Genomic DNA, 23,351 nt, shown 5'->3' on the forward strand with positions numbered 1-23,351 from the left:
CTGGGGGAGGACAGGATCGCGTTCGCGACAATTTAGGCAGCTCTAGCGGACGCGTCCCGCCGTTGGCGGGAGAATGGATCCTGGGTTGAGACGGGAGCCAAGCATGTCTTTTCGCGCGCTGTTTCCAGCTGTTAAGATCCACCATTTCCGGAGGACGTTCCTGATCGCCGCGGTCTTGGTGTCCGGTGTCGGAGTGCTTGCGGGCTGGCCGGCACGCGCGCAGGAGGCTTTGCAGCCCGGCGAGGCGGTGGTCACCGGCTTTTCGGGCACAGTCGAGCGGGACGGCGGCACGGTCATCGATCCCGATGGCGCGGTCGCGCGGACACTCGATCTGCGCCAGCCGGGCGGTCAGCCTCAGGGCGAGCACTGGTTCAACGAAATTCAGCGAACCCTCGCCACGGCGCGGCAAACCGGACAGGTGTTCGGCGTCGCGCTCGACGATGCGACGCCACCCAACATCTATCTGACGGCGAGCTCCGCTTTCGGCCTGCACAGGAATGCCGACAATAGCGGCTGGATGGACGGCATGTGGGGCGAGAGCGGTGGCCCGGGCACGGTATGGAAACTCAACGGTGCCAACGGGTATCAGCCGGAAATCTTCGCGACGGTGACCCTGGACGGGCGGCAGAACAGCGGTGCGGCTCTCGGCAACATCGCCTTCGACCGCTGGAACCGGCAGCTTTATGTCTCCGATCTCGAAACGGGCATGATTCACGGCTTCGCCGTGGAGGACGGCGCGGAACGCGGCGTTTTCGATCACGGGGTCGACGGCCGGACCAGTTTCCTGGAAACCTCCGACGGACAGTTTCACTCCTTGCCGGCGGTGCCTTTCGATCCCGCTCGGACCGCACAGGTCGACGATTGCGGAAGCGGCGACTTCGCCCGGACGCCGTCCTGCTGGAATTTCGCGGACTTCCGCCGCCGTGTCTGGGGCCTTGGCGTGCGCCGCGATGCGGCAACGCAGGAGGTCCGTCTTTACTACGCGGTCTGGAGCAGCCAGGGCTTCGGCAATCCGGACTTCGGCGGAGCCCCGGTCGAGGCGAGGAAAAACGCGCTCTGGTCGGTCGGTCTCGACGGCGAGGGTGCGTTCGATCCGATGACGGTCCGTAGGGAGTTTATCCTGCCGGACTTCTTCCGCTCCCCGGAAGCGATCGCCCGGTCCGGCTTCAGTCATCCGGTTTCCGATATCGCCTTTCCGGCAGCGAGCGTGCAGGACGTGATGTTGCTGGCGGAGCGCGGCGGTGTCCGTAATCTGGGCCTTGCCGCCGCGGACGCCTTCGCTTCTCCCTACGAATCCCGGGTTTTGCGCTACGAACTGAGTCCGGACGATTTCTGGCGCCCGGCCGGACGCTACGATGTCGGCTACTACGACCGTGCCGAGGCCGGACCGCCTTATCTGAGAGCCGGGTCGGCAGGCGGTGTCTCCTTCGGGCCGGGATACCAGGTCAATGGTGAAGTCGATCTTCGGCAACCGGACGGTTTCGTCTGGATGACCGGCGACGGATTGTGTTCCGAACGCGGCCGGTGCTTCGATTCAAGTTCCGGCGAGCACAACGATGGGTCCCAGGTGCATGGACTGCAGGGACGCGGGGGGCTGCCTTACGAGGCCTTCGAGCCGGTCACCGCGTTTCAGACCTATCCGTCCCCGGGTCCGGCCTCGCCGACATCCGGCCCCGACAGGTCCTTTATGGTGGATGTCGACCAGAACACTGACCCTTCCGGAAACTATATCGAGGAAGACCGGTTCAGGAACGATGCCTCCCGTGTGGGCGATGTCGTGGCGTTTCAGGAGTTTCCCGCGGATGGAGCGCTGCCGAATACCGGTGCGGCGGATTTCGCCGGTGGCGGAGGGCTCGCCCCGGGCGCGGGAGGAAGCGGAGTGCCCTGGCCGCAAGGCCTGCCGCCGCAGGGCTGGTATCCCGCGCCGCCGCCACCCCCGGGCGGGCCGGGCGGTGGCTGGTTCCCGCCACCTCCGCTGCCACTCGACACGGATCTCGCCATCCGCAAGGAAGGCCCGGCGAACTGTCAGGAGGGCGTGAACTGCACCTATGTGATCACCATCAGGAATGTCGGCCTGGCGCCCTATACCGGTCCGCTTGCCATTTCCGATGCCATGCCCGCGGGCGCGACCCTGGCCTCGACGTCGCCCGGCTGGAACTGCGCTCCCGCCGGGGCGGAGTTCAGATGCGTCACCAATGCACCGGCGCTTCTGGCGCCCGGCGCGACGGCGGCGATCGAGGTCGTTCTGCTTCTGCCGCCGGATATTCCCGGGCCGAGCGTTCAAAACTGCGCCGAGATCGACTGGTTCGAAATGGGAACCGACGACGGTCCGGACAGCAATGACGACGATTGCGTATCGACGCCTATCGTCGACGGCTTCAATCTGGAGCTTGAAAAGACCGGTCCCGCCGTCTGTGCCGAAAACGCGCTTTGCAGCTATTCCATAGGTATCACCAACCACGGCCCGGGCGAATTCAGCGGTATTGTCGCCTTTCGTGACCGTATGCCCGCGGGCGCAAGCCTGATCGGCGGGACCATCGGGTGGAGCTGCCTTCAGATCGGCAGCGACGTGGAGTGCAGGACAACCGACGCCATAACCCTGCCGCCCCTGGGCGCCTACGGGACCGCGCTCGCCCTGCAGCTTCCCGACGGTATCGCCCCCGGGATCGTGGACAATTGCGCCGAGATCAACTGGGGCGCGATGGGCGCGGATGACGGCACGCCCGATCCGCATGCCGACATGGACTGCCACACCGTCAACGTGGCGAATGGCGCGGGTTTTCACGACCTGTTGGTTCGCAAGGCCGGACCGGCGCATTGCGACAGCGGAGGCACATGCGATTACACGATCACGGTGACCAATTTCGGTCCGGGCGATTATACAGGCACCATCGTTATTCAGGACACGCCGCCGGCGGGCTACACCTATGTGAGCGGCAGCGCCGGGTGGACCTGCGTGCCCGGTCCGTTGATCGGCTGCACCCTGGACGGCGGCATTCATACGCTTCATCCGGGAGACAGCCATAGTCTGACGCTGACGCTCTCGCTGCCGGCACCGGCAGCCGCGGACCTGAATTGCGTCAACATCGCCTGGGGATGGGGAGGCATGCCACCCGACGACAGTCCGGCTCCCGGGGGAACGGATCTGTCGGATAACGCCTGCTTCCTCGCCAATGTCGACGACGGCTTCGACCTGGCGCTCGACAAGACAGGGCCGGCTGAATGTTACGAAGGCGCGGTGTGCGAATACACCGTCAGTCTCACCAATACCGGTCCAAGCGCGTTCTCAGGTTTCGTGGCCTTCAACGACGTGCTTCCGGCCGGAGCAACGCTGGAAAGCGTGGACGGCGCCTGGGCGTGTCAGGAGGACATCCCGGGGACGGTGGCCTGCAATCTGGCGGCCTTCTGGTTCCCGGCCGGTTTCACGCAGGACATCGTCCTGAGGGTCCGCCTGCCGGATCCGGTGATCGGCACGACGGTGGAAAACTGCGCGGTCATGAACTGGGGCGCGGTTCCAGCCCCCATGTTCCCGCCCACCTTCACCGGCGACGACGACCCGACGACCGACGGTCCCGTCTGCGTGACGACACCGGTCCTGGCCGCCGACCTGGCGCCTTGGGGCGCGACCACCTGCCAACTCGGCAGCGACTGCCCGATCGAGGTCCGCATCGAGAACAGGGGCGGGCGTCTTTTCAAAGGGGCAGCCGGCCTTGTCGGCACGCTTGATCCGGCGGTTACAATCGCCAGCATCGACAGCCGGACAAAGGGCCTGACGTGCAGCGTTACCGGAACCGGTACTTACGCGTGCCAGAGTGATGACCTGACCTTGAAACCCGATGCGGTCGCCGAGATCGCAATGGTGCTCGAGATCCCGAAGGATTTCCCGCACAAGCGGATCGTCCACCGGAAGGAAATGAGCTGGCCGGATCTGGCGGTGAAGGACGAGAAGCCGGAAAACGACCGTCACACCAGCACGATCATGATCCTCCAGCCGGAAGAACCGCAGCAGCAAGGCGAACCGGAGCCGCCGGTCCAGGAGCCGGCTGACGAACTCCCGCAAGCGGTGGTGCCCGTGGTTCCGGCTCCTTCCACGGTACAGGCCGCGGATCTTTCCATCGCCAAATCAGCCGGTCAGAACCTGTGCCGGGCAGGGGAGACCTGCCGCTTCCAGGTAAATGTTACTAACACCGGACCGGTTGCCTATACCGGCCGCCTGCGGGTGAGCGATCAGACAGCGCCTCCGTCGCGGCTGGGATCGTCCGGACCGGGTCCCTGGCGCTGTGGCGCCGGAGGCGGGGGGACTGTCTGCACCCATCCGGTGACGACGCTTGCGCCGGGCGAAACCCGGATCCTGACGTTGAACATGCGTCCCGGCCGGAGCGGCGCGGGGAGCCTGCGCAACTGTGCCGGACTGGACTGGAGCGAAGCGGATCGGGTGCGCGCGGTTCAGGGCGCGTTGAACGATCTTGGCTTTCCCGCCGGACCGGCGGACGGCGCCGCCGGCCCGAACACGCGACGGGCGGTCCGCGCCTATCAGGAAAGCCTGGGCCTGCCGGCGACCGGACGGATAGACGGGGCCTTGCTGGATCGCTTGTTCGTTTCCTGGGGCAACGGGGACGCCAACGCGGCCAACGATAATGCCTGTGTGACCGTCGCGCTCGACCAGCCGGTCGAGATCCCTCCGGCGATCGTCCCTCCGCCGGTCGTCGTTCCTCCCATCGTGCCGCCACCGGCGGTTCAGCCTTTGACCTGCCCACCGGGCTATATCGCCTACTGGAACAGGAACCGTATTCCGAAAAATTCCGAGGTGATCCGGCGGGTGCGGGGCAACCAGGTACTGTTTTGCGCAAGGCCACAGGCGCAGGCGACAAGGTGCCCGAACGGCTGGCGGCAAGTCAGCAGGAGCCGGGCCCAGACCTTGAGGAACCAGGGCTGGGAGATCCGGCGGGTCGGTAACCTGACGTGCGCCCGTCAGCTACAGCAGCCGCCGCAGGCGGAGCAGTGTCCGCGCGGCTGGCAGCAGGTGAGCCGGAGCCGGGCCCAGACCCTGAGAAACCAGGGCTGGCAGATCCGTCGGGTCGGCAATCTGACCTGCGCCCGCAAGCCGCAACAGCAGCCGCCGCAGGCGGAACAGTGCCCGCGGGGCTGGGAGCAGGTGAACCGGAACCGGGCCGAGAGCCTGAGGAATCAGGGCTGGCAGATCCGTCGGGTCGGCAACCTGACCTGCGCCCGCAAGCCGCAACAGCAGCCGCCACAGGCGGAACAGTGCCCGCGCGGCTGGGAGCAGGTGAGCCGGAACCGGGCTCAGAGCCTGAGGAACCAGGGCTGGCAGATCCGCCAGGTCGGCAAATTAACCTGCGGCCGCCGGCCTCAACAGCAACAGAAACCGAAGCAACAGACGCAGCAATGTCCGCGCGGCTGGCAGCAGGTGGACCGGAGCCGCGTTCAGGCCTTGAGATTGCAGGGCTGGGAGATCCGTCGAACCGGCAACCTGAATTGTGCCCGTCGTCCGCGAGGGGAGCAGAAACTGCAATAGAACCCGGTTGCTGGTTCCGGCGGGCGGGCATGGACCGTTCGCCGGAATCTCCGAGGGAAACCGCTTCAGACCCTGGAGCGCAGGCGTTGCCGCCCCGCCCTCGACACAGTCATTGCCACGACATGACCCCGGCAATGCCACTCCCGGCTTAAACGAAAAGCAAGGTGCGTGTTTTTCCCGTCGGCGATACGGAGTTGAGGAGGATTGCGATGTGTTGCAAAGGCCTCCAACGGCCCTGCGATCAAGATGGACACCCTAATCATCAAGGGTCCGTCCCCCTCGATCGGGAAGGAACCTTGATCAGTCACGGCATTCGAGGTCTCTCCGGAACGAGGCAGAAGAAAACTGGTTTGATGCTCTGGTTGTTGCATGGGTAAAAGTATCAAGGATAAATGTTTTTATATTTATTTTGGGGTTTATTTTTGGAGATTAATAGGTTGTTTTTTATCGCTCTGTATTTATTAAGTTGTCATCGTTTCATGAATTGCCTTTTACTGGAAACGAGAAATCGCAGGAGTGGCCTGATCAGGCCAAGATGAGGCAGATGCTCAAAGCTCTCTATGTCGACGACGACGAGGATATCGGAACAATCGTCGAATTGTGCCTCGAGCTTGACGGTACCTTCGAGACCAGAACCGTGACTTCGGGGCGGGAAGCGCTTGCGGAAGCCGAAACCTGGAATCCGGACGTGATCCTGCTTGACTACATGATGCCGGAAATGGACGGGCCGACGACCTTCGGCCATTTGAAGGAAAGCGGGACGACACAAGCTATTCCGGTGATCTTCGTGACCGCCAAGTCGATGGACGAGGACATCGCGATGATCAGGGATCTCGGAGCCAGCGGCATGATTTCGAAACCGTTCGAGCCGACGACCTTCGCGGCAGAGGTCAAGTCCTTGCTGGGCCAGTCCTGACTTTTGCCGACCGCAACTCACGGGACGCCATCGAGAGGGGCATGAGTTGCGGTTGGGATGGTTGCCGGGGCTGCCGCCGAAAAAAACGCGTTCGGCTCAGGCTGCCCCGGAAGTCCGCGTGCGTCCAGTCTTCATTTCGTCCAGCAGATTCCTGAGACGCATGGGAAGTTCGCCGGGCCGGCTTCTCGATTTCACGATCGCATCGTTGACACGCGTATCCTGGATGGGGTCGTCCACAGCCGTCAGCACGACAATTTTCGTGGTGTCCGGATCGGGGATGGCGTCCAGAAGGCTCAGCCCGTCGCCGTCGCTGATCAGACGGTCGATGATCACCATGTCGAAGGTGCAGTCCTTGAGAAGCTGTCTCGCCTCGGCGAGCGTCCGTGCCTGGACAAGGCCGATGTCGGTTTCAACAGCGCTGGCAAACACTTCATGAAAATCCGTGTCGTCCTCCAGATGAAGGCCGAGCAGATGTCCCGGCTTATGTATGGGCACGACATGGCCGGCCTGCGTGCGGTTCTCGTCCACCGCGATTGCGGGAAATGCGATCCAGAACGTCGTCCCCCGGCCTTCCAGGCTTTCGAAGCCGATCTCTCCCTGCATGCCTTCCACGTAATTCCTGGAGAGGTTCAGGCCCAGACCCGTCCCGCTGTTTTTTCGCGTTACGCTGCCGTCGGCCTGCGAGAAAGGTTCGAAGATCTGCGTCTTGAATTCTTCGGGTATCCCGGTTCCCGTATCCTCGACTTCGATCCTTACTCTGCCGTCCCGTTTTCGGGACCGGACGGTCACGGTCCCTTGCGATCGGGAAAACTTGACAGCGTTTGAAATCAGATTGCTCATGACCTGCTGAAATTTTTCGGCGTCCAGGGAAACAAGGCCCGCTTCCGGGTCCAGATCGACGTTGAGCGAGATATGAGAATCGTCCGCGTAACCCTGGTTGAGTTCGATGGCCTGTTTGACTTCCCGGGTAATATCTGTCCGGGCCAGAATGTAATGTACCTTGCCGGCACGCAGTTTCTCGAAATCGAGAATGTCGTTTACAAGCAGGATAAGGCGCTCGGTGTTTTTCCGGGCTACGGAAACGAGCTTTTGCATCTTCGGTTGCAGACCACCGTCGCTGCTCATCATGTCCAAAAGCGTCAGTGAGCCGCGGATGGAGGTGAGCGGCGTGCGCAGTTCGTGACTGACCGTCGAGACGAATTCCTCGCGCAGACGTTCGACTTCGCGGCGTTCGCTGATATCCCGGATAACGCCGCTGAATTTCTTTTCGTTATTGACGCTGACGGCGTTGATGGCGAGTTCGATCGGAAACACCCGCCCGGACTTGTCGACGGCTTTCAGTTCCCGGGTAATCTCGAGACTGCGGCCGCCCAAGCCTTTCCGGTTGCGCTCGAGGTATCCGTCGTGGGGGCGGGCGTCCTCGGGCGTCATCAGCATCGACACGTTTCGGCCGAGCGCTTCTTCGGCGGAATATCCGAAAATACGTTCGCAACTCGGATTGAATTGTTCGATCTGTCCCTTGTCGTCGATCAGGATCAGCCCGTCGACCACATTGTTGACGATTGCCGAGGAGCGCTCTCTGCTTTCGGTGAGTTCAGCGTCCCGGTTTTGTATTGCCAATGCCAGGTTGCTGATTTCATCGTTACGATTAGAGACTGGAAAATCCAGGGTTTCCCTGGAGCCTGAAAGGTCAACCGCGTCCGCGAGATCGGATAGCGGCTGCATCATGGAACGTGCCGCAGTGATCGCAAGCACCATGCTGATGAGAAGAATAAGCAGGCCCACAGCCAGAAATTCGTCCCGGGTCTTTACACTCGTCCGGTACCATTCCGATTTTGGGATTTCGACCGCGACACCGAGATTGGCGGCAGCCTGATCGAAACGGCCTGCCTCCCGGACGAAAAAACCCACGGTGTCTTCCAGGTAAAACAGGTCCTCGTCGGCGTTCGTTGCATTCACGCGTTGCACGATTTCCGGGGCCGGACGGGTCGGGTCGGAATGCAGTTCCAGGCGGTGGGGGGACTGTCGCGAACCGGAGTAGTGTTCCATGTAGTCGCCAAGGCCGTTGACCACGTAGGTATGCGTCGCCGGATCGATTTCCCTGAAGGCGTTTCGCAGCATTTTCTCGTAGTCGACGTTGATCACGAGAAAGCCATAGCGGTTGCCCTGCGGATCGTCGATGGGCAGCATGCCGCGCAGCGTCGGCGTGAGCGAACTCTCATTTCTTCCGTGCTCCCGGTTATAGGTCACAGCGGAAAACACGACGCGGCCGGATGGCGCCTTTGCTGCTTGCCGGAAGTAGGGTTCCTGATCCTTTTGCTGTAGAGTTTCGACGCGGCTGGTGACGAAAGTGTCCTGCTTACGGTCGACGCGCACGATTTCGCGCCCGGAGTCGGCAAGCCCCACGTAGCGGAACTGGAAATAGTCCGTCCGGTGTTTCAGCACCGCTTCGAAAATCGTCGCCAGTCGCTCGCGCCATAGCGCGTCTGTCGAACCGTCCTGGGGATCGATGCCATTGTTGCGCGCGGCACGCATCAGACCCTGGATGGGCGGTGTTTCGGCGATCGTTTCCAGGTCATAAGCAATCAGATAGTAATCGAGAGCAAAGCGTTGGGAGAGAGCATGAGCCTCGCTCGAAAGCCTGGCCTGCGCCAGATCGATGGCCTCCGTGCGAATCCGAACGAAGGACAAGGTGCCGATGGCGAGCGTCGAAAGCGCCACGCAAAAGGCGGTCAGGAACATGATCCGGGTTTTCAGACTGCGCCGATGCCTGCTTCCTTTGGAGGGCTGTCTGGTGCGGCCTTTGAACGGTTTATCGCGGTTCAGCATGAAATACCTGCCTGTTCCTGTCCGGATCGGCGCTTGAGACTGCTGTCGAAGCGCGTGATCCGGTTGCGCCCTCTGGCCTTGGCCTCGTAGAGCGCCGTATCGGCAAGCGCGAGCAGCATCTCGCAATTTCCGCCATCGTCCGAACCGGCGAGACCGCAACTGAATGTGACGTGGAAGCGTTTGTTTGCGTGGGTGAAATTGACGCGCTCGAATTCACGGCGGATGCGATCCATCGTCGTTGCGGCCTGATCGGGGTTGGCATCCAGAAGAATGACGCCGAACTCCTCGCCGCCGTAGCGGCCGATGATGTCGACGTTGCGCAGCGAACTCTTCAGAAGGGTCGCGAAAGTCTGAAGGACCTTGTCGCCGGTCTGGTGGCCATAGGTGTCATTGATCGACTTGAAGTGATCGAGATCGATCAGGGCGACGGAGAAGGGGGCCTTGGTGCGAGCGCTGCGATTGATTTCGGTGGCCAGCTTTTCCTTGAAACTGACGTGGTTGATCAGTCCTGTCAGACCGTCGCGCACCATGATCTGGCGCAGCTCGACCGACCTCGCGGCGCGCATGCGCACCATCTTGACGAGATAGCCGATGTCGACGGGTTTCCGGATGAAATCGTCGCCACCGATCTCGCGCGCCTTTTGCTGCAGGCCTTTTTTCATGACCGCTGACAGGAACAGGATCGGCAGGGAGGTATGGGCCGGATCGAGGCGGATCGCCCGGGCGACATCGAGGCCGTTGGCTTCCGGCATCTCGATATCCATGATCAGAAGGTCCGGACGGAATTCGTCGATCGCCGTCTCTGCGTGAAGCGGATTGTTCAGGACCGCAACGCGCAGGCCGCATTCCTCCAGCGCCATGGCATAGACCGTCGCCGTCAGGTCGTCGTCGTCGACGATCAGAACGCGGGCGTCGGGAAGCTCGTCCTTGCGGGTTTCCTCCAGGCTGGAAAAGACCTCGACCGCATTCAAGGGGCGCGACAACAGGCCTTGCGCGCCCATGCGGACGGCCTCGATCTTGAACTCGAAATCCCGGTTGTTCGTGGTCAGGAAGACCTTGCAGTCCGCACTCAGCGATTTGCAGAGATCCAGTCCGCCGTCGAGGTCGGGATTGACGAACGCCACGGTGCAGGAGGCAGGGTCGCTGCAATCCTCCGGGCACAGGACGCTGAAACCGAACCCGCCGAGAAGCTGGCTCGTCTCCACGAATCCTTCGCCGGTGTCGGCGACAAGGATCGTCTTGTTGGCGGCCAGACGCGCAGGCGGGGTCTGCTCCTTGATCCGGAGCGTCGGCACCCTCCGTGTGCTGAGCCTTTCTCCGCTTGAATCCATGCCGTTTCCAGTCAGGGCACGGTGGCGTTGATGCTTGTTTCAATTCGTGCCGCGCGCGCGGCTGGGGGAACACTCGACATGCTGTCCTCACCAAGAGTAATTCATGGAAACTTATCAATTGAAAGTTAAATAAAATTTATTGGTTTTATTTATCGTAATAAATGTCGATATTGGTGCAAAATTTATAGATATAAATTTCTGTTTCGTGGTTTTGCATGCGGTTTCATTGTGAGTAATCGAAACTCGATTCTGCAAAAGACGTGTGAAGTCGGATTTTGCTCCTTATAATTGATTTCGATCAGGCGGCTCCCGCTTTTTTCATCTTTTTTTCCTTCAGATCGTCCACATGAAATGCGAACCGTTCAACAAACCGGCCTGGTGGGGTCTTCGCTTTCACGATGGTCTCGTCGACGTGGATGTGCTGGACGTTTTCATCGACCGATGTCACGACGACGATCTTTGTGTTTTCCGGATCCGGAATGTCCTCGATGACGTCCAGACCTTCACCGTCTTTCAGGATCCGGTCGAGGATGACGATGTCGAAAGTGTATTTCCCTAGCAGTTCGCGGGCCTCGGCGACTGTTCTTGCATGCAGCATGTCCAGTTCGCCATCCATGCCGCTCGCCAGGACGACATAGAAATCCGGGTCGTCTTCCAGATGAAGTCCGAGCAGGCGGCCCTGGGTGTATCCGGGCTTCGGTTGCCCCAGAGAGACACCGGTTTCCTTCAGTTTCGGAAACTGAATCCAGAAGGTCGTTCCCGTGCCGGTCTCGCTTTCAAAGCCTATTTCACCGCCCATTCCTTCTACGTAACCTTTGGTGATGTTCAGGCCCAGGCCGGTCCCGCTTCTGCTGCGGCTCGAGCTGCCGTCGGCTTGCGAAAAGGGCTCGAATATGCGGTCGCGGAAATCCTCCGGGATGCCGGTTCCCCGGTCCTCGACCTCGATCCGGGCCAGTTCCCCGACGGTGCGGGTGCGAACGGTCACGGTACCGTCAGATTGGGAGAACTTGACCGCGTTTGAGATCAGATTGCTCAGGATCTGCTGGAACTTGTCCGTATCCAGCAGGGCCTCGACCGGTTCCGGCGTGAAGTCCGCTTTCAGTGCAATCCCGGAAATTTCGGCGAAACCCTGATTGAGGTCGATGGCTTTCCGAACCTCCCGTTCAAGGCTCTGCTGCTGCATGTTGAAATGCACCTTGTCGGCGCGCAATTTCTCAAAGTCGAGGATATCGTTGACCAGAAGGATCAGGCGCTCGGTGTTTTTCTGCGCCATGATCAGCAGTTTATCTACTTTCGGCGGCAGCTTGTTCGTGGCAAGCGAGTCGATCAGGGTCAGCGAACCGCGAATCGATGTCAGAGGTGTGCGCAATTCGTGGCTGACCGTGGAGACAAACTCCCGGCGAAGGCGGTCGATCTCCTGCCTTTCACTGATGTCGCGGATGACACCGCTGAATTTCGCCTTGCCATCAACGGTGACGGTGCTCGTCCCCAACTCGATCGGGAAAACGCGGCCGGACCTGTTGACCGCCTCCAGTTCCCGGATGAGGTCGATCGACTTTCCGCCCTGTCCGGCCTGGAACCGGGAAAGAAACATGTCATGATGCCGGGCGTCTTCGGGTTTCATCAGCACCTTGACGTTCCGGCCAATGATGTCTTTGGCCTTGTAACCGAACATTCTCTCGCAACTTGGATTGAACTGTTCGATCGTTCCGTCGGAATCGATCAGGATCAGGCCGTCGATCACGTTGTTGACGATGGCGGAAGCATGCGCCCGGCTCTCGCTCAGTTCGGCATTTCGGATTTCGATGAGTTCCCTGGTCCGGCTCTGAATGGCTTCGGCAAGGTCGCCGATTTCGTCGTTGCGGCCGGCCGGCAGGCTGTCCAGGCTGTCTCCCGCATCGGTCTCGCGGACCGTTCTGGCCAGATCCGCCAATGGCTGCATCATCGTGCGGGCCACCACCACGGCCAGGCCTGTGCTGAACAAAATGATCAGCGCGCCAATTGTCAGAACCTCGTTGCGCGTCTTGACGGCGGCTGCATACCAGTCGTTCTTCGGAACCTGGACGATAACCCCAAGATTGGCGGACGCCTCCTGAAACTCCTCCATGTCCCGGATGTAGTAGCCGACGTCGTCCGCCGTGTAGAGAAGCCCTTCCGTGGCCTCGAAGCGGAAAGCGCTCTTGACGATTTCCGGGGTTTGCCGAACCGGGTCGGAATGCAACTGCAGGCGATAGGGCGCTTGCCTGTCCTGGGCAACGTCGTGCTCCATGTAGTCGCCCGAGCCGTTCACCACGAAGGTGTGCAGGCCGGGATCGATTTCCGCGAAGGCAGTCTGCAGCATCTGTTCGTAGTTGACATTGATGATGAGGAAACCGAACCGGGTTCCATCCGGTCCGTCAATCGGCAGCATGCCGCGAAGCGTTGGTGTCTGGCTTTTGTCGCGCAGGCCGTATTCACGGTTGTAGGTCACCTCGGAGAACACGACCTCGCCGGTTCCGGCCTCGCGGGCCTGGGTAAAATACGGCTCGAGCGCCTTCTGCTGGAGGTTTTTTGGGTCCGTACTCATGAACCCGCCGGGAGACCGGTCCACCCGGACGAGTTCGCGTCCCAGGTCCGCGATCCCGATATAGCGGAACTGGAAGTACTCGGGTCGGTCCTGAAGAGCCGCTCCGAAGATTGTCGCAAGGCGCGCGCGCCAGAGCATGTCCGTGGAGCCGTCCAGGGGATCGATGCCGCCGTTCTCCAGCGCACGGATCAGACCCTGGATGGGAGGGCTCTTGCTGACGGTTTTGAGGTCGCGGGCGATCAGACGGTAACCGAGCGTGAACCGTTGGGAGAGAAGGCGGGCTTCCGCCGCAAGCTTGGCTTCCGCCAGATCCAGGGTCTCGGTCCGAATCCGCATGAAGGACAGCGAGCCGATCGTAAGTGTCGAAAGGGCGACGCAAAACGCGGTCAGGAGCATGATCCGCCTCTTGAGGCTGCCCCGGTGCACAACGCCGGTCTCCGCAGTCTGCCGTCCTGCCGACGCCGGTACCTCTTCCTTTCGACCTAGAGGGTCCGACCCGCCCATGTGTCAGACCTCGGCTTTGTTCGATTTGAGGGAAAGGTGCCGCGCGATGCGGTTTCGGCCTTCAGCCTTGGCCTCATAGAGCGCGCAATCGGCGAGCGTAAGCAGTGCTTCGCCGGTGGCGGCATCATCCGAGCCGGCAAGACCGCAACTGAACGTGACATGGAAACAGTCGTCGCCGCTGGTGAATTCCACTTTCTGAAACTCATGCCGGATACGGTCGATCGTCGCCGCCGCCTGCTCCGGCGTTGCATCCAGCAGAATGACACCGAATTCCTCGCCGCCGTAGCGGCCGACGACATCGACGTTGCGCAAGGAGCTCTTGAGAAGCGTTGCGAAGGTCTGGATGACCTTGTCTCCCGTCTGGTGGCCGTAAGTGTCGTTTACGGACTTGAAGTGATCCAGATCGAGAAGCGCGACGGAGAAGGGGGCCTTCGACCGGGCCGTGCGATGGAGTTCCGTCGTCAGTTTTTCCTTGAAACTCACGTGATTGATGAGGCCGGTAAGCCCGTCGCGCGCCATGATCTGACCGAGTTCGACGGCACGCGCGGCGCGCATGCGCACCATTTTCACCAGATAGCCGACATCCACCGGCTTCATGATGAAGTCGTCGCCGCCGATCTCGCGGGCCTCGTTCTGCAGGTCTTTCTTGTTGATGGAAGACAGGAACAGAATGGGCAGGGAGGTGAAGGCGGGATCGAGCCGGATTGCCCGGGCGACATCAAGACCGTTTGCTTCGGGCATGTCGATGTCCATGATCAGCAGGTCCGGCCGGAACTCGGCGATGACGGAATCGGCCTGCAACGGGTTGGCGAGCGCGGCGACGCGCAAGCCGCAGTCCTCCAACGCCATGGCATAAACGGATGCCGACAATTCGTCGTCGTCCACGATCAGAACGCGCGCGTCCGGCAGATCGGTCTTGCGGGTTTCCTCAAGGCTGGAAAAGACTTCTACCGCATTCATGGGGCGCGGCAGCAATCCCTGCGCTCCCATGCGCACGGCTTCGACCTTGAATTCGAAGTCCCGGTTGTTGGTGGTCATGAGAACCTTGCACCGGCGGCTCAGTCCCCGGCAGATTTCAAGGCCCGGGTCCACGTCCGGGTTGATCAGGGCAACGATACAGTTCGCCGGGTCGCGCCCTTTTTCGAAACGCAGAACGTTGAAGCCGAGCCCGCCGAGAAGCCTGCTGGTCTCCTTGAACCCTTCTTCGGTATCGGCCACGAGGATCGTCTTGTTGGCGGACGCGTCTTCGGTGTCGTGCCGTTCCCCGATCCGGAGAGCCGGAAGGATGCTGGTCCGGACTTCTTTTCGCAGTGCGTCCATGCCGTTTCCTGTCGGGAACTCAGGGGAGGTCGGACTTGATCCAGTCCGGATGGGGAATTCCGTCGGCGAGGGTGCGGTCGATAATGTCGACGAGAGCGTTCACCGCCTGCATGATCGCACCGATGTCCGCCCCTTCCTCGATCAGGAGTTCGACGCGCTTTGCGGGTTCGGTCAGGTCCTGGCAGCCGAACAGCCGGGCGCTGCCGACAATGCGGTGCGCGATGTAGCGTACAATTTCAAAGCCGGAGTCCTCGTACCCTTGAGAGGCAAACTCCGCACTTGTCAGCAACTCGCTTTTGTCGTGATCGAGGCGCTTCTCGAAGGCCGCCACCAGCTGAGCGGATTTGGCTTGAAGCGTATTGGACATCTTTTCCTCACCTAGCGTAATGAGGGAAATTTTCCAGTAAACCTATTAAAAAACTTTTATTGAGCAAATATACTGTATTTTATGACAATGAAAATAGAATAAAATAAAGGAATTGCTCGCGAGGCAAGGTAATTTTTACATTGTCTTTTGCGCGATGCTTGCATTGGCCGTCAGGCCGGTTTGGTGCCAAAAAAGCCACCCCGGTTGCCCGGGGCGGCTTCCTGGATTGCTTTCCAGTTGCGTCAATCCACGATGGACAGAAGCGCGTCGATGCTGCCGCGCGCGTCGCCATAGTACATGCGCGTGTTTTCCTTGAAGAACAGCGGGTTCTCGATGCCGGAATAACCTGTACCCTGGCCGCGTTTCAGGACGAAGACCTGCTTTGCCTTCCAGACTTCGAGCACCGGCATGCCGGCGATCGGCGAGTTCGGGTCGTCCTGGGCCGCCGGATTGACGATGTCGTTGGAGCCGATGACGATCGCGACGTCCGTATCGGGGAAGTCGTCGTTGATCTCGTCCATCTCCATGACGATGTCGTAGGGCACCTTGGCTTCTGCCAGGAGTACGTTCATGTGGCCGGGAAGGCGGCCGGCGACCGGATGGATGGCGAAACGGACTTCCTTGCCGGCCATACGCAGCTTCCGGGTCAGTTCGGACACCGCGTTCTGGGCCTGGGCGACCGCCATGCCGTAGCCCGGAATGATGATGACGCTGTCCGCCTCGTTGAGAGCGGAAGCCACGCCCTCCGCGTCGATCGCGACCTGTTCGCCTTCGACTTCCATCGCCGGGCCGGTTGTGTTGCCGAAGCCGCCGAGGATCACGGAGATGAACGACCGGTTCATCGCCTTGCACATGATGTAGGAGAGGATTGCGCCGGAGGAGCCGACCAGCGCGCCGACGACGATCAGGAGATCGTTGCCGAGCGAGAAGCCGATGGCGGCCGCCGCCCAGCCCGAATAGGAGTTCAGCATCGACACCACCACGGGCATGTCGGCGCCGCCGATGCCCATGATCAGGTGATATCCGATGAAGAAGGCCAGAAGCGTCATCAGGATCAGCGTCCAGATGCCGGCCCCGTTGAGGAACAGGATCAGGAGGAGGAGGCTGAGGATCGCGGCACTCGCGTTCAGCATGTGCCCGCCCGGCAGTTTCTCGGCCTTGGAGGTGACCTTGCCCGCGAGCTTGCCGAAGGCGACGACCGAACCGGTGAAGGTGACCGCGCCGATGAACACGCCCAGGAAGACCTCGACCTTCAGGATCGACTGCTCGACCGGGGTCTTGTGGGCAAGCAGGGCGGCGAAGCCGTCAAGCGCATGGCGTTCCTCTTCGCTCATGGCCAGAACGCGGCCGAGCTCGATATAGGCGTTGAAGCCGACGAACACGGCGGCAAGTCCGACGAGCGAGTGCATTGCGGCGACCAGCTGCGGCATTTCGGTCATCTGCACGCGCATGGCGACGAAGTAGCCGATGACACCGCCGCCCGCGATCAGAAGGAGCGACAGGAGCCACAGGCCCGAGCCGGGCCCGATCAGCGTGGCCGCGACCGCCAGCGCCATGCCGGCAATGCCGTACCAGACCGCGCGTTTCGCGCTTTCCTGCCCCGAAAGGCCGCCCAGCGAGAGGATGAACAAAACAGCCGCGACAACGTAGACGGCAGTTGTGAAACCGAATTCCATCGCTCGGCCTCCTTAGGATTTCTGGAACATGGCGAGCATGCGCCGGGTGACGAGGAAACCGCCGAAGATATTGATCCCGGCCATGAAGACTGAGAGACCGGCCAGCAGAATCACCAGGAAGGACCCGGATCCGATCTGCATCAGGGCTCCGAGGATGATGATCGACGAAATGGCGTTGGTCACCGCCATCAGCGGCGTGTGCAGCGAGTGGCTGACATTCCAGATCACCTGGAAGCCGACGAAGACCGCAAGCACGAAGACAATGAAATGCTGCATGAAGCTGGCCGGGGCGATCAGGCCCACCAGCATCATCAGGACGGCGCCGATGGCCAGAAGGCTGACATGCTGCTTGGTCTGCGCCACGAAGGCGGCGTGCTCCTGCGCGCGCCGTTCCTCCGGTGTCAACTCCTTCGGCTTTTCCTTCGGCTTCGCCGCAATGGCCTGAACCTTGGGCGGTGGCGGCGGGAAGGTGATCTCGCCTTCAAAAGCCACCGTTGCGCCGCGGATGACGTCGTCTTCCATGTTGTGGACGACCTGTCCGTCCTTTTCAGGCGTCAGATCCGTCATCATGTGCCGGATATTGGTGGCGTAGAGGTTTGAGGACTGGGTGGCCATGCGCGAGGGGAAGTCGGTGTAGCCGATGATGGTGACGCCGTTTTCGGTGACCACCTTTTCGTCCTTGACCGTGCCTTCCACATTGCCGCCGCGCTCGGCCGCCAGATCGATGATCACCGATCCCGGCTTCATCGACTTGACCATGTCCTCCAGCCAGAGCTTCGGGGCCTCGCGGTTCGGGATCAGCGCGGTGGTGATGACGATATCCATCTCCGGGGCCAGTTCCCGGAACCTGGCAAGCTGGGCCTCGCGGAACTCGGGCGAGGAGACGCTGGCGTAACCGCCGCTCGCCGCACCGTCCTGTTGTTCTTCCTTGAAGTCGAGATAGACGAATTCCGCGCCCATGGATTCGACCTGTTCGGCCACTTCCGGCCGCACGTCGAAGGCATAGGTGATGGCGCCGAGAGACGTCGACGTCCCGATGGCTGCAAGTCCGGCCACACCGGCGCCGACAATAAGCACCTTTGCCGGCGGGACCTTGCCGGCAGCGGTGATCTGGCCGGTGAAGAAGCGGCCGAAATTGTTGCCGGCCTCGATCACGGCCCGGTAGCCGGAAATATTGGCCATCGAACTAAGGGCGTCCATCTTCTGCGCGCGCGATATGCGCGGCACCATTTCCATGGCGATGACATTGGCCCCTGAAGCCTTGGCCTTCTCCAGACCATCCGCGTTGCCGCCCGGGTTGAAGAAGGAGATCAGGGTCTTGCCTGAGGTAAGGTAACCGAGTTCCTTGTCCTGCGGCGGACGCACCTTGGTGATGATATCGGCCTTCTTCCAGAGGCTCGGGGCGGTCTTGACGATTTCGACGCCGGCGGCCTCATAGGTCTCGTCGGAAAAGCCGGCGGCCTTTCCGGCGCCGCTTTGGATGAGGCAGGTGTAACCGAGTTTCTGTAGCTGTTTCGCGGAATCCGGGGTCATCGCCACGCGGGCCTCCCCGGCGAAGGTTTCCTTCGGTGCGCCGACTATGAGGGCTTCTGGCATTTGTCGCTCCAAGAATGGTGACCGGGAAGGGCCTGTCGATGCGGCGTCCGGGCAAATTTCGACGGGGCCGCCAGCTTGCCTGAACTTTGCAAATGTCGGTATTTATAGAAACGAAAAAATTACTTATGACAAGATCGTTTCAGGAGGAATTTGTGCCGTATATCCTAGCCATTGGTCAAAGCCGGTGCGTTTTCAGGATGCAGGCGGTATCCCGATTTGAGAATTTGCGACTTTGGTCGTGGGGCTTTTTGCGGGGAAATACTCAAAGGGTGCCGAAACTAGTCTTTTCGGCTTTCGTCGGATAAATATCCGGTGAAGTTGTCTAAAAAATAAACTTGAACAATTTAAGGGCGGCGATCTTGTGGAAGGGATCGCCGCCTTTTGTGCTTTATTCCGCAGTATCTTCCACGGGTTATGCCACCAGGTCCGCAGCGGAGTGGCGCTCGGCAAGCTGGTCGGCTTCCTCGCCCCAGACCCGGTTGACCTTGCGGCCTCGGGCGACGGCGGGGCGAGCGTCGATCTTTTCCGCCCAGGCCTTGACGTTCTTGTAGTCGTCGACCGACAGAAACTCGGCTGCGTCATAAAGCCGCCCGAGGACCAGCCCGCCGTACCAGGGGAAAATCGCGATGTCAGCGATGGTATAGGTGTCGCCGGCCACAAAGGGGCGCGTCTCCAAGGTCTTTTCCAAGACGTCGAGCTGACGCTTGGCCTCCATGGTGAAGCGGTCGATCGGATACTGGAACTTTTCCGGTGCATAGGCGTAGAAATGGCCGAAGCCGCCTCCGACATAGGGAGCGGACCCCATCTGCCAGAACAGCCAGTTCAGGGTCTCCGTTCGCTGCGCCGGATCCTTTGGCAGGAACTCGCCGAATTTTTCGGCCAGATAAAGAAGTATGGAGCCGGACTCGAAGACGCGTGTCGGCGGCGTGGTCGAATGATCGACCAGCGCCGGGATCTTGGAGTTGGGATTGGCTCCGACAAAGCCGCTGGAAAACTGGTCGCCTTCGTTGATCCGGATCAGCCAGGCGTCGTATTCGGCCCCTTCGTGGCCAAGCGCCAGGAGTTCCTCGAGCATGACCGTGACCTTGACGCCGTTTGGCGTCGCCAGCGAATAGAGCTGCAGCGGATGGGAGCCGACCGGAAGGTCCTTTTCATGGGTCGCTCCGGAAACCGGGCGGTTGATGCTGGCAAACTGGCCGCCGCTGGGCTGCTCCCAGGTCCAGACTTTGGGCGGTGTGTAGGTTGTCGTTTCGCTCATGTGGATCGGTCTCCGAAACTGGACTGGCAGGACGAGGTCGGCAATATTCCTATATCGTGAAATATAGATATTATCGCAATCTTACGATTAGATAGAACCTGCTTGCCCGATTGGCTAGGGGGCGGCCTCATAAAATTAAAGTGTCAGGCATGCGAGATGGTCTGTTCCTGCCGGACGCGCCGCCGGGCAAGATTGTCTGCCGGGGCAAACAGGACTTGACGGCGTCCGGCACGTTGTCGGACGGTCGATCTCTCCCGGGGAGGAAGCCTTGATTCCATTCGACATCCTGACAGTCTTTTTCACCGCTGCCGTTGCGCTGGGCCTTGCGCCCGGTCCGGACAATCTTTTCGTCCTGACCCAGTCCGCCCTCTACGGCCGGCGCGCCGGGCTGATCGTGACCCTGGGCCTGTGTACGGGGCTCGTCGTTCACAGTTGCGCGGTCGCGCTCGGGGTCGCCGCCATCTTCAAGACGTCCGAACTTGCTTTCACCTTGCTGAAGATCGTCGGCGCGGGCTATCTGCTTTACCTTGCCTTTCAGGCGTTTCGGGCGGGCAAGAGTGACCTGAGCACGCAAAAGGGCGCGGAGCTTCCGCCTGCAAGCCTTTACCGGCGCGGCATCGTCATGAACGTCACCAACCCGAAGGTGGCGCTCTTCTTTCTGGCCTTCCTGCCGCAATTCGCCGATCCCGCGCGCGGTTCCGTCCCGGTTCAGATCCTCCTCTTTGGCGGGCTCTTCATCCTGGCGACCGTCCTGGTGTTCGGCGGCATCGCCCTGAGCGCCGGGGCGCTTGGCGATGTCCTGAAACGCTCACCCCAGGCGCAGATCTGGCTGAATCGGCTGGCGGGTGTGGTCTTTGTCGGTCTGGCGCTGCGGCTGGCGGTGGCGGAGCGGTGAGGGGACAAGGCAACTCCGAATTTCGGTGGGCATCACCGGGAACAGCCGCTTCCTCGGCGGTCAAACCGCCTGCAGCGTATAGACCGAGAACAGTCCGCCCTCGTCCGTATCCCGGTCGAGCACCCGCCAGCCTCCCTGGCCGGCGATTTCGGTAAAGGCCTCTTCGCTGTATTTGTGGGAGTTCTCCGTGTGGATTGTTTCACCTTCCCGGAATGAGACCCTTTCTCCGCCGATGGTGATTTCCTGTGACCGCAGGCTGACCAGATGCATTTCGATCCGGCTTTCCTTCGTGTTCCAGACCGCTTCGTGGGCGAAGGTCTCGAGATCGAAGGTGGCGCCGAGTTCCCGGTTGAGCCGTTGCAGGAGGTTCTGGTTGAACGCGGCGGTCACCCCGGCCGGATCATCGTAAGCCTCGATGAGCATCGCCTCGTCTTTCGGCTGATCCACGCCGACGATCATGGTCGCCTCCGGCATCGCGGTGCGAATGTTGCGCAGGAGCTGCGCTGCCTCGGCGCGCTCGAAATTGCCGATGGTCGAACCCGGAAAGAAAACAACGACCGGCAGTTCCGGCAGGAGCGGCAGATGGTCCAGCGGCCCGGTGAAATCGGCTGTGACCGGCACCACGGCGAGAGACGGATAGGCCCGGCGGACTTTCTCGGCCGCCTCCTTCAGGTGGTTGGCGGAGATGTCGACCGGCATATAGACCGACAGATCCTGAAAGGCGCTGAGCAGAACGTTTGTCTTGCGGCTCGAGCCGCTGCCGAGTTCGACCATCGCCCCGTGCGCACCCGGCAGACGCAGGTACTTCTTCGCATTTTGCTCCAGGATCGAGAGCTCGGTCCGGGTCGGATAATAGGCGTCCAGCCCGGTTATGGCCTCGAAGAGGTGCGAGCCGACGTCGTCGTAGAGCCACTTGGACGAGATGGTCTTTTGCGGCGCCTTAAGGCCGGTCAGGATATCGGTTTCGAAGGCGTCGTCTTTGGAGAAGGAAGAAACGTGTTTGTTCATTGATCTGCCGCCAGTCTGAGGCCGAGCATCTGCCAGCGCTGATGGGGATAGAAGAAGGTACGGTAGGAGGTGCGCATCTGGCGTTTGGGCGTGGCACAGGATCCGCCGCGCAGGACCATCTGGTTGACCATGAACTTGCCGTTGTACTCGCCGATGGCGCCTTCCGGCGGGGTGAAACCCGGATAGGGCGAGAAGGCGCTCGAGGTCCATTGCCAGACATCGCCCCAGAGACCGGGCTGCCGGCCGAGCGGTATGAGAGCACCGGTTTCCAGAAAATTACCCTCGATCGCGGTTGTCTCCGCAGCGGCTTCCCACTCCGCTTCCGTGGGCAGCCTGTGACCGGCCCATCGCGCAAAGGCCTCCGCCTCGTAGTAGCTGACATGAACGACCGGCGCGGCGGGGTCGACCGGACGCGGTCCCTGCAGGGTGTAGGTCCACCAGCCGTCGTCCTGACGCCACCAGTAGAGCGGGCTGTCCCAGCCGTTCTTCTCCCTGGCGGCCCAGCCATCCATGAGCCAGAGCGTCTGGGAGGCATAGCCGCCGTCCTCCATGAAGGCGAGCCACTCGCCGTTGGTCACCGGCCGGTCCGAAAGCCTGTAGGGATCCAGCCAGACCTTGTGGCGCGGGCCTTCGCAGTCATAGGCAAAGCCGTCGCCGTCATGGCCGATCTCAACGAGGCCGCCATCGTGGCTGGTCCAGGTCTCGAACCGTGTACTCGCTACTTCGACCGGCTTGGGGTCGCGGTAGACCGGCAGAAGCGGGTTGTAGGAAAAGGCATGCAGCAGGTCCGTGACCAGAAGCTCCTGGTGCTGCATCTCGTGGTGGCATCCCAGCGTTATCAGCTCTTCCAGCCGGGTGTCTTCCAGTGTGAAGGCATTGCGGGTCAGGCCTTCCCGAAGCGCATCCTCCACATGGGCGCGGTAACTCAGGACCTCCTGAACCGTCGGCCGGGACAGGAGCCCGCGTTTGGAGCGGGTGTGCCGGGGCCCGGCCTGGACGTAGTAGGAATTGAACAGGACCGCGAACCGGTCGTCCTTCGGCTGGTAGCCGGGAAGGGAAGGTTTGAGAATGAACTCCTCAAAAAACCATGTGGTATGCGCCAGGTGCCACTTGGGCGGGCTGGCGTCCTCCATGGACTGAAGGCCCATGTCCTCGTCGTTGAGGGGGGAGACCAGGGATAACGTCTGGGCTCTGGTCAACTCGAAAAGGTCCGAGACCGCGGAGACGGGGGCCGCCCGCTCGTTCACAATTGTCATTTCGCTTCCTCCATGCGGGAAGGGGGCATTCCGTGCACGGCAAGGCCAGGGTGAGCTGCCGTGCGGACAGGACTTAAGAACCGTTTGAGAAATTCCAATGCGGGGAATTGCACCGGGCTCGTGCGAAAACGCACCGGCAAAGGCGGGGCTCCCGAAGTGTTGATTGTTCCAGGCTCGGTTTTGAAAAGTGACATTTTCAGCTCTCAGGTGATGAAGAGATCCCAATCCGTTGGTTTCCCGCGCGGATTGGGGCATTCGGCGAGGGTAGCGGTCCACCTCCGCACCTTGAGAGA

The 23,351-nt window shown here is 61.1% G+C and carries 13 protein-coding genes; 3 read left to right on the forward strand and 10 right to left on the reverse strand.

Annotation, left to right across the window (positions count from 1 at the left end; translation table 11 throughout):
* The first annotated feature begins 103 nt into the window (after positions 1-103).
* On the forward strand, positions 104-5,536 hold the full coding sequence (locus JF539_RS05410; protein WP_207139302.1) for a peptidoglycan-binding protein: 5,433 nt from the start codon (positions 104-106) through the stop codon (positions 5,534-5,536).
* A gap of 544 nt (positions 5,537-6,080) precedes the next feature.
* Positions 6,081-6,452 carry a response regulator gene (locus JF539_RS05415; RefSeq protein WP_207139303.1) on the forward strand — a complete coding sequence of 124 codons (372 nt, stop codon included), beginning with the start codon at positions 6,081-6,083 and terminating at the stop codon, positions 6,450-6,452.
* A gap of 96 nt (positions 6,453-6,548) precedes the next feature.
* On the opposite strand, the gene JF539_RS05420 is transcribed toward JF539_RS05415, so the two are convergent.
* The 8 genes from JF539_RS05420 to yghU all read right to left on the reverse strand — a co-directional run bounded on the left by JF539_RS05420 (position 6,549) and on the right by yghU (position 19,899).
* Positions 6,549-9,281 carry an ATP-binding protein gene (locus JF539_RS05420; protein ID WP_207139304.1) on the reverse strand — a complete coding sequence of 911 codons (2,733 nt, stop codon included), beginning with the start codon at positions 9,279-9,281 and terminating at the stop codon, positions 6,549-6,551.
* Entirely contained in the window at positions 9,275-10,612 is a 1,338-nt protein-coding gene (locus JF539_RS05425) for a diguanylate cyclase (protein ID WP_207139305.1), read from the reverse strand. Before JF539_RS05425 ends, JF539_RS05420 begins: the two co-directional genes overlap by 7 nt.
* 298 nt (positions 10,613-10,910) lie before the next feature.
* Positions 10,911-13,574 carry an ATP-binding protein gene (locus JF539_RS05430; protein WP_207139306.1) on the reverse strand — a complete coding sequence of 888 codons (2,664 nt, stop codon included), beginning with the start codon at positions 13,572-13,574 and terminating at the stop codon, positions 10,911-10,913.
* A 111-nt stretch (positions 13,575-13,685) separates the two neighbouring features.
* Positions 13,686-15,002 carry a diguanylate cyclase gene (locus JF539_RS05435; protein ID WP_207139307.1) on the reverse strand — a complete coding sequence of 439 codons (1,317 nt, stop codon included), beginning with the start codon at positions 15,000-15,002 and terminating at the stop codon, positions 13,686-13,688.
* Between the two features lie 19 nt (positions 15,003-15,021).
* On the reverse strand, positions 15,022-15,369 hold the full coding sequence (locus JF539_RS05440; RefSeq protein WP_207139308.1) for an Hpt domain-containing protein: 348 nt from the start codon (positions 15,367-15,369) through the stop codon (positions 15,022-15,024).
* A gap of 242 nt (positions 15,370-15,611) precedes the next feature.
* Positions 15,612-17,045, reverse strand: coding sequence for an NAD(P)(+) transhydrogenase (Re/Si-specific) subunit beta (locus tag JF539_RS05445; RefSeq protein ID WP_207139309.1), 1,434 nt, complete (start codon positions 17,043-17,045; stop codon positions 15,612-15,614).
* Positions 17,046-17,057: 12 nt separating this feature from the next.
* The gene (locus JF539_RS05450) at positions 17,058-18,641 is read right to left on the reverse strand and encodes a Re/Si-specific NAD(P)(+) transhydrogenase subunit alpha (RefSeq protein WP_207139310.1); all 1,584 of its coding nucleotides are present in this window, start codon (positions 18,639-18,641) and stop codon (positions 17,058-17,060) included.
* A gap of 412 nt (positions 18,642-19,053) precedes the next feature.
* Positions 19,054-19,899 (reverse strand): glutathione-dependent disulfide-bond oxidoreductase, encoded by an 846-nt coding sequence (gene yghU, locus JF539_RS05455; RefSeq protein ID WP_207139311.1) that lies wholly within the window; start codon positions 19,897-19,899, stop codon positions 19,054-19,056.
* 268 nt (positions 19,900-20,167) lie between these two features.
* Here yghU and JF539_RS05460 point away from each other — a divergent pair, with 268 nt between their 5' ends.
* A complete protein-coding gene (locus tag JF539_RS05460; RefSeq protein WP_207139312.1) occupies positions 20,168-20,794 on the forward strand; it encodes a LysE family translocator in 627 nt (208 codons plus the stop codon).
* Between the two features lie 60 nt (positions 20,795-20,854).
* Here JF539_RS05460 and egtD read toward each other — a convergent pair whose 3' ends face one another.
* Both egtD and egtB read right to left on the reverse strand, forming a co-directional pair.
* Positions 20,855-21,802 (reverse strand): L-histidine N(alpha)-methyltransferase, encoded by a 948-nt coding sequence (egtD, locus tag JF539_RS05465; RefSeq protein WP_207139313.1) that lies wholly within the window; start codon positions 21,800-21,802, stop codon positions 20,855-20,857.
* Positions 21,799-23,058: an ergothioneine biosynthesis protein EgtB gene (egtB, locus tag JF539_RS05470; protein ID WP_207139314.1), complete on the reverse strand. Its 1,260-nt coding sequence runs from the start codon at positions 23,056-23,058 to the stop codon at positions 21,799-21,801. The genes egtD and egtB overlap by 4 nt, the downstream gene beginning before the upstream one ends.
* Positions 23,059-23,351: the final 293 nt, after the last annotated feature.

Source organism: Roseibium aggregatum, from assembly GCF_017309185.1.
GTDB classification, from domain to species: Bacteria; Pseudomonadota; Alphaproteobacteria; order Rhizobiales; family Stappiaceae; genus Roseibium; species Roseibium aggregatum_B.